This window comes from Mycobacterium asiaticum, from assembly GCF_001673315.1.
Lineage (GTDB): Bacteria > Actinomycetota > Actinomycetes > Mycobacteriales > Mycobacteriaceae > Mycobacterium > Mycobacterium asiaticum_B.
The window spans coordinates 14,962-32,241 of the sequence record NZ_LZLQ01000148.1; the positions used below are offsets into that span (position 1 = coordinate 14,962).

At 64.6% G+C, this 17,280-nt stretch carries 12 protein-coding genes; 7 read left to right on the forward strand and 5 right to left on the reverse strand.

The genetic code is table 11. The annotated features are described in order from the left end of the window. Window positions 1–2: 2 nt before the first annotated feature. From A5636_RS23725 to A5636_RS23735, 3 genes are all read right to left on the reverse strand, one after another. Window positions 3–2,069 carry an NAD-dependent epimerase/dehydratase family protein gene (locus A5636_RS23725; RefSeq protein ID WP_065161093.1) on the reverse strand — a complete coding sequence of 689 codons (2,067 nt, stop codon included), beginning with the start codon at window positions 2,067–2,069 and terminating at the stop codon, window positions 3–5. Between the two features lie 75 nt (window positions 2,070–2,144). Beyond that, window positions 2,145–3,632 (reverse strand): acetyl-CoA acetyltransferase, encoded by a 1,488-nt coding sequence (locus A5636_RS23730; RefSeq protein WP_065161094.1) that lies wholly within the window; start codon window positions 3,630–3,632, stop codon window positions 2,145–2,147. Between the two features lie 59 nt (window positions 3,633–3,691). Further along, complete coding sequence (locus tag A5636_RS23735) at window positions 3,692–6,028, reverse strand: CaiB/BaiF CoA transferase family protein (protein ID WP_065161095.1); 2,337 nt, start codon at window positions 6,026–6,028, stop codon at window positions 3,692–3,694. 143 nt (window positions 6,029–6,171) lie between these two features. On the opposite strand from A5636_RS23735, the gene A5636_RS23740 reads away from it, so the two are divergent. From A5636_RS23740 to A5636_RS23765, 6 genes are all read left to right on the forward strand, one after another. After that, entirely contained in the window at window positions 6,172–7,020 is an 849-nt protein-coding gene (locus tag A5636_RS23740; protein WP_065161096.1) for an SDR family oxidoreductase, read from the forward strand. A 28-nt stretch (window positions 7,021–7,048) separates the two neighbouring features. After that, entirely contained in the window at window positions 7,049–9,424 is a 2,376-nt protein-coding gene (locus A5636_RS23745; protein WP_065161097.1) for a phosphoketolase family protein, read from the forward strand. Window positions 9,425–9,467: 43 nt separating this feature from the next. After that, window positions 9,468–10,967: a serine hydrolase domain-containing protein gene (locus A5636_RS23750; protein ID WP_065161098.1), complete on the forward strand. Its 1,500-nt coding sequence runs from the start codon at window positions 9,468–9,470 to the stop codon at window positions 10,965–10,967. Between the two features lie 119 nt (window positions 10,968–11,086). Continuing rightward, the gene (locus tag A5636_RS23755) at window positions 11,087–12,049 is read left to right on the forward strand and encodes a class I SAM-dependent methyltransferase (RefSeq protein WP_081287968.1); all 963 of its coding nucleotides are present in this window, start codon (window positions 11,087–11,089) and stop codon (window positions 12,047–12,049) included. Next, window positions 12,046–12,972: a class I SAM-dependent methyltransferase gene (locus A5636_RS23760; protein WP_065161099.1), complete on the forward strand. Its 927-nt coding sequence runs from the start codon at window positions 12,046–12,048 to the stop codon at window positions 12,970–12,972. The genes A5636_RS23755 and A5636_RS23760 overlap by 4 nt, the downstream gene beginning before the upstream one ends. A 25-nt stretch (window positions 12,973–12,997) precedes the next feature. Further along, on the forward strand, window positions 12,998–14,218 hold the full coding sequence (locus A5636_RS23765; protein ID WP_065161190.1) for a peptidoglycan DD-metalloendopeptidase family protein: 1,221 nt from the start codon (window positions 12,998–13,000) through the stop codon (window positions 14,216–14,218). Here A5636_RS23765 and A5636_RS23770 read toward each other — a convergent pair. Next, the gene (locus A5636_RS23770) at window positions 14,202–15,266 is read right to left on the reverse strand and encodes a hypothetical protein (protein ID WP_065161100.1); all 1,065 of its coding nucleotides are present in this window, start codon (window positions 15,264–15,266) and stop codon (window positions 14,202–14,204) included. The genes A5636_RS23765 and A5636_RS23770 overlap by 17 nt on opposite strands. 79 nt (window positions 15,267–15,345) lie before the next feature. After that, complete coding sequence (locus tag A5636_RS23775; RefSeq protein WP_065161101.1) at window positions 15,346–16,329, reverse strand: NAD-dependent epimerase/dehydratase family protein; 984 nt, start codon at window positions 16,327–16,329, stop codon at window positions 15,346–15,348. Between the two features lie 254 nt (window positions 16,330–16,583). On the opposite strand from A5636_RS23775, the gene A5636_RS23780 reads away from it, so the two are divergent. Further along, a complete protein-coding gene (locus tag A5636_RS23780) occupies window positions 16,584–17,258 on the forward strand; it encodes an MOSC domain-containing protein (protein WP_155763976.1) in 675 nt (224 codons plus the stop codon). The last annotated feature ends 22 nt before the right edge of the window (window positions 17,259–17,280 follow it).

Sequence of the window (17,280 nt, forward strand, 5' to 3'; positions counted from 1 at the left end):
AGCTACTCCACCGGAGTCCAGGTGTGGTCGATGATGTCGGGCGGGTGTTGCGCCTGCAGACGCTCCCGCTCGGCGCGACGGCGTTTGATCCGTAACCGGGCGTCGACGGGCATACTGATCAGCTCATCGCAGAGCAGGTAGTAGACATCGTCGACGGTGTCCATCAGATCCGCCGCTACCCGGCGAGAACCCAACTCGCGCAATGTCATTCGGAACAAGTGGGTGAACCTGATGGTGGCGTCGTGGGCCAGTTCCCGGGAATGGCGCGCATTCCTGGCCAATCGGTGCGGCAGCGAATCCGGAGACGGTGGCGAAACCGTTGTGCTCTCAGCGTTCTCGGCGGCCAGGGCAAGCAGTAGTCCGGGCTCGTCGCTGAACGCCGGGCTGGCGAGCTCGGCTTCACCACGACCGCGGTGGCCGAGCTGTGCGAGAGCAGCGTCGAGGGCGGCGGCGGCGGCCGGCGACAGCGCGCGGATGCTGTCGACATTGCCCTCGCGGGCCAGCGCGCACAAGGTCGAATCGGCTCGCAACAGGCCGGTCAGGTGCTCCGTCTGCGCGGAGATGTGATCGCTTTCCATGATCGCCGCGAGGCCGGACACGCGGGCGCGCGCGCTGGTGCGTTTGAGCGTCGCCGCGGTGATCCCGCTGTCGATGACCCACAGGGCGGTGAGAATCCAGCCCTGGTGGATGCGGTCCCGCAACAATCGCAGCCGAACTTCCAGTGCGGCGTCAGGTAATCCGGCGAGGTCGCCGGCGGCTATGTGCTCCGCGCTCACCGCCTCAACGTAGGCCTGGGTGTCGGTTCGTAAGTGGCGCAACAGGGACAGTGACCGTGCGGCGACCACGGCTTTGGCGACTGGACTCCGCTGCCCACCAGGCGGTCGGCCCGGCGGTGACAGTTCGTCGACCGGCTGTTCGGCGCCCAGGTCGCGCTCGTCCAAGGCGTGTTCGTCCCAGCCGGGGAGCTGGGCAGCGGCAACGAGATTCGCCGATACGCCGACGTAGGGCCGGTGCCCGAATACCGCGATGGCGCTGCGGGCCCATTCGTCGGCGACAAGGTCACCCAGCGCGAGTACCCGGCTCATCGCCTGCCCGGCCGCGCGCAAGCCGCTCATCTGGACGTCCAGTGTGATCGGGGTGAGCGGCCCCGGCAACGACTCGGCAAGGCCGGCCGCGCTGAAAACCGGGAAGCTCGGATCTATCCGGTCGTCGAACTCCCCACCCATCCCCTCGGTTGAGGGGCGCCGCGGCGCCGTTTCCACCGGCAGCGGCAGCCGACCCGATCCGACGGTCGCACCGGCGGGACCGAGCTTGCGGCCGACGAGTCCGCGGCCGGTATCCACCACGGCATCGAGCGCGCCCCAGCCATACTCGAACTGCCAATCTTCCTGTGCCGCAGCAATATCAAGGTCAGGAACGAGGTTGTCCCACCCCGGCGCCCCGTGCAGCCGCAACCGCGGGTCGACCGACCGGAGCGTCCGCCAAGCGGTGATGACGTTGGTGGTGTCGGGGGTGGCCAGATCCACCACGCCGGTGCGGTCGGTGCTGACTGCCAGCACCAGGAAGCGCACCAGGTCGTCCAGGTGCAGCACCCTGATGGGCCTCGCGGAAATCTTGGCGCGCATCAACGTGGCCACCGTGCGGCACACCATCCAGTCGAGCTGGCGGCCGAGCAGCGGCGCGGTCCGGATGACCAGGCTTGGTGCCCAACCGGTGGTCACCAGCGTCTCGGCCGAACGATAGAGCTCCGCGCGGCCCGCGGCTTGTGAGACGAACAGGAGCCTGGCCCCCGCGCGGGCCGCGGCGTGCGCCACATGTGCGACGCCGCTGACACCCGCCCCGCCCGGGGCGCTTGTGTCGACGGCAGCGAGATGGATCACGGCGTCGGCTTCGGCGGCCAACTCCACCAGGACCGGGTCGCGCAGTGACGCGCGGACGAAGTCGACGTTGGGATCCAGGCACTCGTGCGGGGAAGCAGCGACGCCGCTGACGGTGTGCCCGGCAGCGAGCAGCTGGCGTGCCAGCAACCGCCCAGCCGTGCTCGCGGCGTCGGTAAGCAGCACCCGCACCTGGCCTCACCTCCCCTAATGACAATAGGCACGCGGCGGTGACTTGCTGATTTTTGAGTCTTTACCGTGACCCGGTTACTGCAACGTTGCGCTGCCGTCTGCGGCGACGGCAACCTTCGCACCGGCGATGTCCTCGCGCACCGTCGCCGCGGCCGCGTCGCGATCGTTGATGACGGCGAGCGCACGGGCATCGTCGGAGGTGCGGACGGTTAGGAATACTTTCTCGGGCTGCCCGTCCCTGTCGAACGGCGTCGTCCAGGCTTCCACGGTTCCGACGCCTTCCCACTCGACGAGCCCGGTCGTGGTCGGTTCCCGGTCCACCGCCGCCTGCACGTCCTCCCAGCGAAATCCCGCGGTCGGAGGTTCAGTGCTGTAGACGCCGAAACTGTGTTTCGTCAGATACCCGCCGTTCGCGGTGATCAGGCCGCGTCGGCCGGGGTTGGCCACCAGCAGTTCGGCCATGGTTGCGATGGAATGCGTGACGTAGTTGCTCCACGGACCGCCGGCAAAGGTCAGCCCACCGGTGACGGTCAGCGGACGCGCGGGATCATCGGTCGCCAGGCCCAGTTCGTTGGCGGCGACCTGGACCGCGGACGGGAAACACGAGTACAGATCGACGTAGTCGACGTCATCGATGCCCAGGCCGGCCAGTTCGAGCGCCCGGGCGCCGCCGATCCGGATTGCCGGCGAGCGATGCAACTCGCCGCGTTCAGCGAGAGCGGAGGTGTCGTGGGCATCGGTGCCGGCTTGCGGGTACACCCAGCGCTCGGAAGGTACGCCGAGGCGCTGTGCCTGCCCGACCGACGTCAGCACCAGTGACGCGCCCTGGTCGACCATGTTGTTGGAGTTCATCAGTTTGGTGTAAGGCCAGCTGATCATTCGGTTCTGCGGACTGGCTTCGCGGATTTCCTGCGCGGTCACCGGGCGTCGGATCCACGCATTCGGGTTGTCGACCGCCACGGCGCTGAACCGCGCCCACAGCTCACTGACGCGGTTGAGGTGCTCCTCGGCGGACTCACCGTTGGCAATCCGCAGCGCCTGCTCGAAAATCGGATACACGTAGGACGGCCGGTCCAGCTTGATGCGGATCTCGGCGTCCCCGGCCATCGGCACGTCGTCACCCGCCACTTCTGGCATCGGCACCGAGTTGTCCTGTTCGGTCCACACCAGTCGCGCGCCCTGTTTCTTCAGCTCGTTCCTGGTGCGCCACGTTTCTGCGGCCGAGATCAGGACCACGCTGGTGCGGCCGTGCTGGATGTCGAGACAGGCTTGGTTGACCAGCGACTGCGGGGTGTTGCCGCCGACATTGCTGTAACCGGCAGTGAACGTGCTCATCCCGAGGCGTTCACCGAGCAGCTGGCCCGGGTTGCGATAGTGGGCGGACAGCATGTGCACCACCCGGATCGAGTCGACTGCCTCGAGCACCCGGGCATCCGCAGCCTGGCGGGACGCGCTGACCATCAGGTCGATCGGTTCAATGCTGGGCTGGCTGGGGTCTACTTCGTCGCGGTGATTGACCTGGCCGTAGCCGATCAGCACCGGCGTACTGGGATCGACGGGCATGATGGAAACCTATCGTGAGCGCGAGCCCGTTACGGTGCCCGGGCAGGTCTGGCCGTTGATTACCCCGCGGCGAACAGCACTTTTTCGGTGATCAACCGCTCGATCTCCTCCGGGCTCATGCCGAGTAGTTGCCCGCAGATTTCCCGGGTGTCTTGGCCCGGCTGCGGCGCCGGCCGTTGCGGAGCCCGCGGTATATGCCGGAACGGGGCCGGGCCGGTTTCGGCGGGCAACGAGCGCGCGATGAGCGGATGCGTCATTTCCTGGAACAGCTGTCGGTGGATCAGCTGCGGGTCTTCCAGGACGTCCGGTGGCCGGTTCATCGGCCCGGCCGCGATGCCGGCGTCCTGCAGTGTTTGCGCCACCTGCAGCGGCGTACGCGTGCGGGTCCACTCCCGCAATGCGTCCACTACTCCGGCTCGGGACAGCTCCGGCCGTTCTATTACGGCTGCGATGCCTCGCCATGCTTCGTCCGAGTCGATCGAGATGACGCACCACTCGTCGTCACCGGCGCACCGACAGACCGCGTGCACGCTGTCGTCATCGCGGACTTCGGTGCTGCCCGCGGCGCGCAGGCTTTCGGTGACAAACAGCGTGTCGAGTTGATTGACGACTACCTCGGCCTGGGATATGTGCACATGCGCCCCTTGCTGGCGCCGATCGCGGCGGATCAACGCGGCCAGCGCCAGGACCGCTGCGACGCGTCCCACGACGTGGTCGGGGAAGATCGTCGTCGCGTCGTAGAACGGGTGCCGGGCGCCGTCGACGGGAGCATCACCGGACGTCCAGACCCGGGTGACGCCGGTGGTCGCGCGGACTAGCGGCCCGTAACCCAAGCGCCTGCTCCACGGTCCCTGGTTGCCGAACGCGCTGCTGCCGGCCAGCACGATCCGTGGGTTGAGCGTGCGCAACGCGTCATAATTCAATCCCAGCGACGTGAGGGTGCCGGGCTTGAAATTCGCGAACACCGCGTCGGCGTTGGCGACCAGTCGACCGAATATCTCCTTGCCCTCGGTGCTGCGCAGGTCGATGCCGAGCGCCCGGTGATTGCGGTGCGTCCAGGCGAACGACTCGCTCATCAGGTCACCGGCCCGCGCCTGGCGCAGGCCATCGGGGTACTCGGCGCTTTCGATCTTGATCACCTCTGCGCCCAGGTCGCCGAACAACCGGCTGAGCTCCCCGCCGGCGACGATGATGCCGAGATCCAAGATGCGCAACCCGGCGAGCGGATATTCCCCGACCGCCCCCGCCGGGGGCGCCGCCGGCGCGGGTCCGGTTGCCCAGACCGGTTCGTCTTGCCCGACGGGCGGCGCAGGTGTCCGGAAGCCCGCCCGCTGGCCGTCGACGACGAAATAGCCGGTGGGTACCGTCGCGCGCACGCCGGGCACCAGCTCCGCGTCGGTGATCGCCGCCACGGCCTGGAAGTGCTCGGAAGCCAGGATCCGGGACGGGGTGAGCACCGCGGCTATCGGCACTCCGTGTTCCTGTCCTGCAGTCACCAGCTCCTTCATGGTCCGTTCGGCGAACAACGCTGCCACCAGAGCGCTGATCTGCGGCCAGGCGGCAAACCGCGCCCCGATGACGTCGTATTTGGGGTCCTGGAAATCGTCCGGCTCCCCCAGCCAGCGGCGCAGCCCGCGCCATTGGCGTGGTGCCATCACGCACAATCGGACGAAGCCGTCCCGGCACGGGTAGATCGGGTACGCGTCCTGGTTCTTCGGACGTCCCCGCCACCGCGAACTGCTACGGATCCCGGCCGCGACCTGTCCGTGTGCACCGAAAGCCGGATCCAGCGACATCACCACCGCATCCAGCCGCGAGAAGTCGATGTAATCTCCTGCGCCGCAGCGCAATCGGTTGTAGTAGGCAGCAAGCACCGCCCATGTCGCCTGGGCGGCGGCCGTTGCCGAGGCGATCCCTTCGGGCGGCAACACGGGGGTGCCCACGCTCGGGCCGGAGCGGGACAGCGACCCCGCCATCGCATACAGCACCGCGTCGGTGGCGCGCCACGACGACCGGGCGCCGGTCGAACCGAAATCGCTGACCGACAGCACCACCAGATGCGGGTAACTATCGGCAAGTTCGGCACCCGAGATGCCATAGGCCGCGGCGCCGCCCGTGTCTACCAGGATGTCGGCCGTCGCGGCCAGGTCCAGCAAATGCCGGCGAGCATCGTCGTCGCAGGGGTCGAGCACTGTGCTGCGTTTGTTGGCGTTGTGCACGGCAAACGGGATGCTCGCACCCGCGACGGTCGGTAGCGCCCGTCGTGCCGGACTGCCCCCGGGCGGTTCTACTTTCAGCACGTCCGCGCCGAGGTCGGCGAGCAACCGCGTGACCGTGTCCGCGTTCCCGTCGGACAAGTCGACGACGCGCACCGCGTCAAGCAACCGTTCGGCCATGGAGCACACCGTACTGGGCGCTTTTCGGGTGCTGTCGCTTTAGTCGCTGCGATTTCCAAACCGGTTGTCCGACAATCGATTACCTACCTGGCCGACCGGCTAGTACCCTGCTAACCAGCGCAAATCGAGAAGGGGACGAAATAGTGGCAGACACGGCATCGGTGGCCGCCAGAGTCGGCGGCAAGGTCGTAGTGATCACCGGGGGGGCGCGGGGGATTGGATTAGCGACAGCGACCGCGCTGCACAAACTCGGCGCCAAGGTCGCAATCGGTGACATCGACGAGACGACCGTCAAGGAGTCTGGTGCGGACCTCGGGCTAGAGGTGTACGGCAAGCTCGATGTCACCGACGCGAACTCGTTCTCCGATTTCCTCGATCAGGTCGAGCGTCAACTCGGACCGATCGACGTGCTGGTGAACAACGCAGGCATCATGCCGGTAGGCCGCATCGTGGATGAGCCCGACGCGGTCACCCGGCGCATCCTGGACATCAATGTCTACGGGGTCATCCTGGGCAGCAAACTGGCGGCCCAGCGCATGGTTCCCCGGAGGCGGGGCCACGTCATCAACATCGCGTCGCTGGCCGGCGAAATGCATATCGTCGGGCTGGCCACCTACTGCGCCAGCAAGCACGCGGTGCTCGCGTTCACCGACTCGGCCCGCCTCGAGTACCGAGCCGCCGGGGTCAAGTTCTCCTCGGTGTTGCCGACTTTCGTCAACACCGAACTGGTCGCCGGGACTCCGGGAATGAAAGGCTTCCGCAACGCCGAACCGGACGAGATTGCCGACGCCATCGTGGCGCTGGTGGGCGAGCCCAAGCCGCGAGTGCGGATCACCAAAGTGGCCGGGGCAATGGTGGTGTCGCAGAAATTCTGGCCACGCCGGGTCGCCGAGGCATTGAACCGAATGATCGGCGGTGACCACGTCTTCACCGATGACGTCGACGTCGAAAAACGCCGCGCCTACGAGGCGCGCGCCCGCGGCGAAGAGTGACCGCCGAACAATCGGGTAGATGAATCCCATGAGCCCAGAGAAAGCGCCCGCAGTCCTGTCCGACGACGACCTGGCCCTCATCGACGCCTACTGGCGAGCCGCCAACTACCTTTCGGTCGGTCAGATCTACCTGCTGGACAATCCCCTGCTGGCTCAACCGCTGGAACCCGAGCACATCAAACCGAGGTTGCTCGGGCACTGGGGCACCACGCCGGGTCTGAACCTGATCTATGCGCACCTCAACCGGATCATCCGCAACCGCGACGCCAACGTCATCTACATCACCGGGCCCGGCCACGGAGGCCCCGGGCTGGTGGCCAACGCCTACCTCGAGGGCACTTACAGCGAGGTCTACACCGGCATCGACGAAGACACCGAGGGACTGCGCAAGCTGTTCCGCCAATTCTCGTTTCCGGGTGGCATCCCCAGCCACGTCGCGGCCCAAACACCGGGATCGATTCACGAGGGCGGCGAACTCGGGTATGCGCTGGTGCACGCCTTCGGCGCGGCGTTCGACAACCCCGACTTGGTGGTCGCCTGTGTCATCGGTGACGGCGAGGCCGAGACCGGGCCGTTGGCGGCCAGCTGGCACTCCAACAAGTTCCTCAACCCTGTCGTGGACGGCGCGGTGTTGCCGATCCTGCACCTCAACGGGTACAAAATCGCCAATCCGACCGTGCTGGCCCGCATCCCGCACGCCGAACTCGAAGCGTTGATGCGTGGATACGGATACCGGCCGATCACGGTGGAGGGCGACGACCCAGCCGACGTTCACCAGCAACTGGCCGCGGCCATGGACGATGCGTTCGAAGACATCGCCGGCATTTGGCGTGCCGCGCGCGACGGTGAAAACACCGAGCGTCCAGTGTGGCCGATGATTGTGCTCCGTACGCCCAAGGGCTGGACCGGTCCCAAGGAGGTCGACGACAAGAGGGTGGAAGGCACCTGGCGCTCCCACCAAGTGCCGTTGTCGGGAACGCGGGACAACCCGGAGCATCGTGCGCAGCTCCAGCAATGGCTGCGTAGTTACCGCCCGGAAGAATTGTTCGACGATAACGGCGCGTTGCGCGCGGAGTTGAAAGCCATTGCGCCCAAGGGGAATCGCCGGATGAGTGCCAGTCCGCACGCCAACGGTGGGTTGCTGTTGCACGACTTGGATTTGCCTGACTTCCGTGACTACGCGGTGGAGGTCCGAGACCCTGGCGTTCAGATGCATGAGGCAACCCGCCTTTTGGGAGGCTTCCTGCGGGATGTGATCAAGCGCAATCCCGACCGGTTCCGGTTGATGGGTCCGGACGAGACCGCGTCCAACCGCCTGGACGCGGTACTCGAGGCGACGGGCAAGGTGTGGCTGTCCGCCACTGAGCCCGACGATGACCATCTGCAGCCCGACGGCCGGGTGATGGAGGTGTTGTCCGAGCATCTGTGCCAGGGCTGGCTGGAGGGGTATCTGCTGACCGGCCGACACGGCCTGTTCAACTGCTACGAGGCGTTCGTGCACATCGTCGACTCCATGCTCAATCAGCATGCGAAGTGGCTGTCAACCACCTTGGAGCTGCCCTGGCGTCGCCCCATCGCGTCGCTGAACTACCTGCTGAGTTCTCATGTGTGGCGTCAGGATCACAACGGTGCCTCGCATCAGGATCCGGGCTTCATCGACCTGGTGGCCAACAAGCGCGCCGAGCTGACCCGCGTCTACCTCCCGCCGGACGGCAACACGCTGTTGTCGGTGGCCGATCACTGCCTACGCAGCCGCAACTACATCAACGTGATCGTCGCCGGCAAGCAGCCCGCATTGGCGTATCTCGGGATGGACGAGGCGATCTCGCACTGCACCCGCGGGTTGGGGATCTGGCAGTGGGCGAGCACGGCCACCGAGAACCCGGACGTGGTGCTGGCCTGCGCTGGGGACATCCCCACCCAAGAGACGCTGGCGGCGGCCGCAATTCTGCGCCGGGAACTACCCGACCTTGCGGTGCGGGTGGTCAACGTGGTGGACCTGATGCGTCTTCAGCCGGACTCGGAGCACCCGCACGGGCTGCCGGACCGGGAGTACGACGCCCTGTTCACCCGGGACCGGCCGGTCATCTTCGCCTACCACGGCTACCCGTGGCTGATCCACCGACTCACCTACAGCCGCGCCGGCCACAATCATCTGCACGTGCGCGGATTCAAGGAGCGCGGCACCACCACCACCCCGTTCGACATGGTGATGCTCAACGATCTCGACCGGTTCCATCTGGTCATGGATGTGATCGACCGGGTGGAAGGGCTGGGCAGCCGGGTCGCGGTCCTGCGTCAACAGATGGTCGACGCCCGCATTTCTGCCCGCCGGTACACCCGTGAGCACGGTGAGGACGACCCACAGATCTCCGGTTGGACCTGGGAGTCGGAGACGACGTAACTCGTTGGGGCTGCGCGATATTTGCGTAAGGCCAATTATATTGATGGTCATGTGCTCGGTACCGCGGATGGTTGAAACGGTTAGCCGCACAGATCTTGGCGTGGCGTTCGAGGAACTCGATGCCAAAATTCGCGCGGGCATGAAGGCCTATGCGATTCCGGGTGTCGCGGTTGCTGTGTGGGCCGGCGGGCAAGAGTACGTCAAAGGCTATGGTGTCACCAATGTCGACCATCCGTTGCCTGTCGACGGCGACACCGTATTCCGAATCGGTTCTACTACAAAAACTTTCACGGCCACGGTGATGATGCGGCTGGTCGAGCAGGGCAAGGTCGACCTGGATTCACCTGTGCGCAGGTACATCCCCGATTTCGCGGTGGCCGACGAGTCCGTCAGCGCCGTCGTTACCGTGCGCCAACTGCTCAACCACACTGGTGGCTGGGATGGTCGCAATGGGCAGGACTTCGGGCGCGGCGATGATGCGGTGGCGCGCTACGTCAAGGCGATGACACGTTTTCCGCAGCTGACGCCTCCGGGAACTGCGTTCGCGTACAACAACTCTGGTCTTGTGGTGGCGGGCCGCATCATCGAGCTTGTCGCCGGAACAATCTACGAGGACGCGGTGAAGAGGCTGCTGATCGATCCGCTGCAGCTGGCCCACACCCGCTACTTCTCCGACCAGATCATCGGTCTGAATGTGGCCGCGTCACACAAGGTGGTCGATGACAAATCCTTTGTGGAACCCATTGTGGAACCCACCGTGCAACCCATTGTGGATACCGACTTCTGGGCATTCCCGCGCAGCTGCAACCCCACCGGCGGGTTGATGTCCACAGCGCGTGATCAGCTGCGCTACGCACAATTTCATCTCGGCGACGGCACGGCGCCTAACGGCGAGCAACTCCTGAGCCGACAGTCGCTGCAGACAATGCGCTCGAACCCGGGAGCGGGCGGAACATTGTGGGTCGAGCTGACCGGGATGGGCGTGAGCTGGATGCTGCGGCCCTCCGCGGAAAACGTGACCATTGTTGAGCACGGCGGGACTTGGAAGGGGCAACGCTCCGGTTTCTTCATGGTGCCCGATCGCAGCTTCGCCATGACGGTGCTGACCAACTCTGATGGCGGATTTCACATGATCAACGACCTTTTCGCCAGCGACTGGGCGTTGCGCAGATTCGCCGGGGTCACCAACCTGCCTGCCACACCGCAACGCCTTAGCGCCGCCGAGCTTGCGCCCTACGAAGGCCGCTACATCGCCGAGCAGGTCTCCCAAGATGGCAGCCGCGAGCAAACGGTGATCGAATTCCGGGCGAGGGACGGCCAACTCGCCGGAACCATGAGCATGGGCGATGGCACCCCGGATAGCCAAAATTGCGTCGAACTGGGCTTCGCCTTCTACCGCCCCGAATTCGGGCTCGACCTTGGACCCGACAACAAGCCCACCGGAAGCCGATCCAACTTCGTCCGCGGACCTGACGGCAACGTCGTCTGGTTCTGTAGCCTCCACGGGCGCCTGTTCCGACGCGAACAGTCACAGCGTCGATGAATTCTTCAGCGCAGGCCCCGCGCGTCGAATCGGCGTTCGCTACTGCAGTGCTCGGTGGTGCACGACGAGCCCATCATCGCGTCATAGGTCGCGGCCGCCGGCACGGCTAAGGTGGGCCGATGCCCCGCACCGACGACGACGACTGGGATCTGACCTCTGGTGTCGGCGTCACCGCGACCATCGTCGCGGCGGGGCGTGCAATGGCCACCAAGGATCCGCGCGGTTTGATCAAAGATCCGTTCGCCGAACCTCTGGTACGTGCGGTCGGGCTGGATATGTTCACCAAGCTGATGGACGGCGACCTCGACATGTCGACGATCGCGCGGGTCGCGCCAACCGTGGCGCGGGCGATGGTCGACGGAAACGCAGTCCGCACGAAGTACTTTGACGATTACTTCCGCAATGCCATCGACCTGGGGCTCCGGCAGGTGGTGATCCTCGCGGCGGGGCTGGATGCCCGGGCCTACCGTCTGCCGTGGCCGACCGGGACAGTCGTGTACGAAATCGATCAACCACAAGTGCTGCAGTTCAAGACGACGACCTTGGCTGATCTGGGCGTCGAACCCACCGCCACCCAGCGCGTTGTCCCCATCGACCTGCGCGCAGACTGGCTGGCGGCATTGCAAGCCGCCGGGTTTGACTCGACAGCACCGACAGCGTGGCTGGCCGAGGGGCTACTCATCTATCTGAAGCCGGATAGCCAAGACCGGCTGTTCGACGACATCACCGCCCTCAGCGCGCCCGGGAGCATGGTAGCCACCGAATTCGTCACGGGCATCGTCGGTTTCGACGCCGAGCGAGCGCACACCATATCCAACCCGTTCCGCGACCATGGCATCGACGTCGACTTAGCCTCGTTGGTCTACACCGGCCAGCGCAATCACGTCCTCGACTACCTCGGTGCCAAGGGCTGGCAGCTCGAAGGGGTGCCGTTAGCAGAACTGTTCCGGCGCAGCGGCCTCCGTGTGCCCGCGCCAGAAGACGATGACACCATCTTCATCAGCGGCCGCCTGTCGGACCAGCCGAGGGCGGGCACCGTGTCCGTCGTGCCAACGGAACGCGCCGAGAAGGGAGGACTGTGATGCGCAAGGACGACGATAGCTGGGACCTGGCCAGCCATGTTGGCGCGACCGCCACGCTGGTGGCCGCGGGCCGCGCGAGGGCTACCAATTCGGCCGAGCCGTTGATCGAGGACCGGTTCGCCGAGCCGTTGGTCCGCGCGGTGGGTATCGAATTCCTTACCAGATGGGCCACCGGAGAGCTCTGCGCGTCCGACGTCGACCAGCCCGAAGCGGCCTGGGGTTTACAGCGAATGACCACCGAGTTGGTGGCCCGCACTCGCTACTTCGATCAGTTTCTCGCAGACGCGACAGCCGCAGGGATTCGGCAGGTGGTGATCCTGGCGTCCGGACTCGACGCGCGTGGCTACCGACTGCCGTGGCCGCCGGGCACGACGGTGTATGAGATCGATCAGCCGTACGTGTTGCAGTTCAAGGCCGAAACGTTGGCTCGGCTGGGAGCTGAACCGACAGCGGATCTACGGATGGTGCCGGTCGACCTGCGTCACGACTGGCCGGTCACGCTGCTCAGTAGCGGATTCGAGCCCGCGCTACCGACCGCCTGGATCGCCGAGGGACTGTTCGGTTATCTGCCTCCAGAAGCCCAGGATCGCCTGCTGGACAACGTCACCGACCTCAGCGCACCGGCAAGCCGGATGGCCATGGAGACGTTCGTGGGGTCTTCGGACCTGGACTCCGGGCGGGTTGAAGAGATCATCCGCAGTGCGACTCGCACCTGGCGCGACCATGGATTCGACCTGGACATCTGGTCGCTGACCTATTCCGGGGCCCGCAGCGATGCTTCTGACTACCTCGACAACCACGGGTGGCGATCGGTAGGAACCACCGCGGCCCAGCTGCTGGCCGATCACGACCTTCCCGAAATGCCGGGCAATTTCGACGCGCCATCCGACAAGCCCAGCTACTACATTTCCGTTCTCGCGTGATACACGGGACCTAGTGGACAACAGCATGCGAATTCTGGCGGTAACGCGCGCTCACAATGCCGGTGAGACCTTGGCCGATACTTTGGACTCGCTGGCCACCTTCTGCGACGACATCTACGCGATCGACGATCGCAGCACCGATGACACGCATAAGATCCTGGCGAATCACACCGCAGTCACCAATGTTGTTCGCGCCCGGGCAGATCTACCCCCGACACCTTGGTTGATCCCCGAATCCACCGGGCTGGAGCTGCTGTACCGGATGGCCGATTTCTGTCGCCCGGACTGGATGGTGATGGTCGACGCCGACTGGATTTTCCAGATCGACATCGACATCCGTGAGGTGCTTGCGCGCACACCGGACGACGTAGCGGCGCTGATGTGTCCGATGGTTTCCCGCTGGGATGATCCAAAGTACCCGGACATGGTGCCGGTGATGGGCACCGCCGAAGCGCTGCGCGGCCCGTTTTGGCGTTGGTACCCGGGTCTGTATGCCGGATCAAAGTTGATGCACAATTCGCACTGGCCGGCCAACATCACCGATCACGGCCGGATAGGGCAGCTGGACGGAATTCGCCTGACGCACAACGGCTGGTCGACGCTGGACGAACGGATCTCGCGAGTAAACCACTACATGCGGCTCGACCCGGATTTTCGGCACAACTTCGGTGTGGCCTATGACCGATCGCTGTTGTTCGGCTACGCACTCGATGAGGTCAGCCTTCTCAAAGCGGACTACGAGCGGCGGGTGCGCGGCGACTTCGATCGGATCGAGCCGTCGCCACGGCTACCGATCGAGGCGGAGCCACGCGCGATCGGCCGCGGATACGGGACCCGCGCGGACGGTTTCCATCCCGGCGTCGACTTCGCGGCTGACCCCGGCTCCCCCATCTATGCCGTGATATCTGGAACCGTCTGCCGCGCAAGCGAAGTCGGTCACCTCTACTCAGTCATCATCTCGAACGGCGATACCGAAATGCATTATGTGTTTCGGCCCGGTGACGCCAGCGAATTGGCAGTGGGCGATGAAATACGTGCGGGGACCAAGATCGGTAGCCTCGGTGCGGAAGACCAATCATCCGACGGTTACCTGCATTTCGAGACGAGGGTGGGGCGTGCACACGTCAATCCGCTGCGGTATCTGGGCAACATGGGGCTACGGCCCTGGGCGCCACCGGGGCGCCTGCGCGCCGTATCGGGCAACTACCCGCCCGCCACACCATGCACAATCACTGCCGACGAGTGATCTCGAGCAACCTCGGCGCGGCGCGTTGGGCAGTTCGTTGGCAAGCCTCGACCCTCTCCAGCAGACTGCGGCCGGCCCGGATCGTCGACCGGACCTCCTGCAGCAGTTTGGCGGGATGCTGCAGGTCCATCTCATGCAGTCCTCGGTAGCGGTCGATGCCGAAGCCCACCGTCTCGATACCAATTCCAAACGGCAGGGTCAAAGTTCGCAGCGCGTCAAAGTTCTGATACTCGACGAACGGCTGACCAGTTACTAAAAGACATCTCGATTGCCGCATATCCAGGGTCTGCGCGGTAAAGGTGAAGGTATCTGCGGAGGTGGCTCGGCGGTTGTTTGGATCGGGTGACGGTGCCTCGAGCAGAATGATCGGCAGCCCGAGGTCATTGCTGTCTTCGTCGAAGTGCCAGACCATCTGGCCCCGATGCGGGTCACCGACCCGCTGCCGCCCGTGCCGTATTACCTCGCTGGTATCCACCCCGAACGCGTCGGCCGCGGCGGCCGCCAGCAGGTCGAATTCAGTACGTGCGCCCGGGGCGCAGGACGCGACCGCGTCCTCTTCCGACGGCAATAACCGTCGGGAAGCGGCGGCCAGCACGATCTGACCGACGCGAATCTGCGCAGCTAAGTCTCGCGCCCACCGGGCCCGAAGCAAGTTCGAGTAACGTCCGGTACCGATCACCAGGATGTAGTCAAATGTTGTTTCAGCGGGCGTCGTTTCATCTGTAAGGCCGAGCTGTTGGGCCAGCATCGTGATCGTGTCCAGTTGCCCGTCCGGCAGGTCCAAGCGGGGGATCATCCATCTTGCCCCGCCATCGGCGTCTTGGCACTGCACCTGCTTCCCGCTTGGACGTGCTCTCGTCCGGCCCCGGTAATCCCATACCCCACTGAACTCGTCGAGGAAGGCCAGTCGGGCTGTCAGATCGTCGTGCCGCGGGAAAACTCCGCCGAACATCTCCACCAACTGCACCAGCGCGTCATGAGCACTCCATGCGTCGACCTGCGTGCGCAGCGATGCCAAGAGCTCGCCATTGAAGTCGCCGCCACGCATCGGCGCTCCATTAGGATTGTTCACGTCAAATTCCTTGTTCCCTGAACACGCAATAACATCCAATCCGTAATCGCGCGGCTCACAGGGGAGACACGACGCCGCTGAACCCGTCTTGTTCGTAGGCGTACTGAGGCTGATCCTTCGCCCATTGGATATAGCGGTCGATACCTTCCCAGATGCCGACTTCGGGCTTGAATCCGATGCTCTTCGCGAGATCAATATTGGCGGGGAAACGAGCAACTTCACCGGGGCGTGCCTCGCGACGTGCGATCTTGGCGTCGAATTCTCCGGCGATGTACTCGACGATGTCTCTCACCCGGGTGTTTTCGCCGCTCGCAAAATTGATCGCTTGACCACGAAGCGTCTTGCATTGCAATACAAGGTTGTATGCATTGACGATATCGCTTACGTACAGGTAGTCGCGTGTTGCCGAGCCGTCGCCGAAGATCGTGAGGTCTTCGCCGTTCATGGCCTGACGGACGAGTCGTGGAATGAGCGCACCGAATCGCCCGGTTTTCTGGCGCACCCCGAAGATGTTGAAAGGCCGAACAATCGTGACGTCAAGACCATAGGAGCGGTAGTAGGAGTAGCACAGCCGATCAGCCGCTGCCTTCGAGGCGCCGTAGGGGCTGTTTGGTCTCAGCTCCGCTGTCTCGTCCAGCAACTCGCCGTCCTGCAGATCATGTCCGTCGCCGTACACTTCGCACGTTGACACATAGATCAATCGGTTCTTATAGCGCCGTACCGCCTCCAGCACGTGGTAGGTACCCATGACGTTGGTTTCGAGAAAGCTCTCTGGGTCACCGAGCGACTGGTCGACGTTGATATTGGCGGCCAGATGAAAAACAACGTGGTGCTCGCGCACCGCGCGATGGACCGTTTCTCGATCGGTCACCGAACCCGAGATAAAGGCCGCTCGCTCGTGCGAACGAAAGTCGCTCATGTTGCGGGTCGCGCTCTTCGATGACGTATTCAGAACTGTGACCGAATGCCCGTCAGCCAGTAGTGACTCTGATAAATGACTGCCCTGGAAGCCTGCGCCCCCCGTGACAAGTATTTCCATCTAGTTCGCCCATCGCGTGTCATCGGAAAGTTGTGAGCTTAATCGATGTTCGCGGCCAAAATCAGCGTTCCGACTTGATACTAATAAGGAAAATTCTTTGAAAGTTCACACCTGGCCGACCGCAGAGTGGTCTTGGGCCGGTTGACATTTCGGGTGCCGGCTACCCACCCGCCTGCCGGCCGCGCTTTGTCGGCCGAAGTAGGTGTGGCAAACCGCCGACACGTCAGCCGATACAACCTCGCTACCCTAAGCGCATGGCAAACGTCCTGTCGGTCAACGTCGCTCGCGGCCGCCCGAATCCGGATCCGCGCGCCATGAAGAAAGTGACCGGCATCGACAAGGTCGCGACCACCGAACCCGTCCTGGTGCGAGCGCCCGGCCCGAAACGCGGCGGCCTGGGCAGTGGGCTGGTCGGCGACACAATCGGCAACAGTAAGTACCACGGCGGTGATGATCAGGCTGTCTACGCCTACGCCCGAGAAGATCTGGACGAGTGGGAAGGACGACTCGAACGCTCCCTCACCCATGGGATGTTCGGCGAGAACCTGACCACTACCGGTATGGACGTAACCGGCGCCAAGATCGGCGAGCGCTGGCGCATCGGCACCGACGGCCTGCTGTTGGAAGTCTCCGCGCCGAGGACACCGTGCCGCACCTTCTCGGCATTCCTCGAGCTGAGTCATTGGATGAAGACGTTCACCAAGGCCGGTAAACCGGGCGCCTACTTCCGGGTGATCTCACCGGGAACCGTCCGAGCCGGCGATGACATCACCATCGACTATGTCCCCCAACACGACGTGACGATCGGCATGGTCTTCCGCGCCAAGATGACGGAACCCGAACTCCTGCCCGGCTTGCTCGCCGCGGACGCCCTCTCAGAGGAATACAAGAACTACGTCCGTCGCCGGCTCGCGGTCCGGGAAAACTGAGCGGGCGCCCAGCCCGGCGCCG

What these genes read in the sequence shown, in the direction of transcription:
- A5636_RS23730 (WP_065161094.1), bottom strand. Translation starts at nt 3,632, where the DNA reads ATGCCCGTCGATCCCAGTACGCCGGTGCTGATCGGCTACGGCCAGGTC.
- A5636_RS23755 (WP_081287968.1), top strand. Translation starts at nt 11,087, where the DNA reads ATGCCCCGCACCGACGACGACGACTGGGATCTGACCTCTGGTGTCGGC.
- A5636_RS23765 (WP_065161190.1), top strand. Translation starts at nt 12,998, where the DNA reads ATGCGAATTCTGGCGGTAACGCGCGCTCACAATGCCGGTGAGACCTTG.
- A5636_RS23745 (WP_065161097.1), top strand. Translation starts at nt 7,049, where the DNA reads ATGAGCCCAGAGAAAGCGCCCGCAGTCCTGTCCGACGACGACCTGGCC.
- A5636_RS23750 (WP_065161098.1), top strand. Translation starts at nt 9,468, where the DNA reads ATGGTCATGTGCTCGGTACCGCGGATGGTTGAAACGGTTAGCCGCACA.
- A5636_RS23770 (WP_065161100.1), bottom strand. Translation starts at nt 15,266, where the DNA reads ATGCGTGGCGGCGACTTCAATGGCGAGCTCTTGGCATCGCTGCGCACG.
- A5636_RS23735 (WP_065161095.1), bottom strand. Translation starts at nt 6,028, where the DNA reads ATGGCCGAACGGTTGCTTGACGCGGTGCGCGTCGTCGACTTGTCCGAC.
- A5636_RS23775 (WP_065161101.1), bottom strand. Translation starts at nt 16,329, where the DNA reads ATGGAAATACTTGTCACGGGGGGCGCAGGCTTCCAGGGCAGTCATTTA.
- A5636_RS23780 (WP_155763976.1), top strand. Translation starts at nt 16,584, where the DNA reads ATGGCAAACGTCCTGTCGGTCAACGTCGCTCGCGGCCGCCCGAATCCG.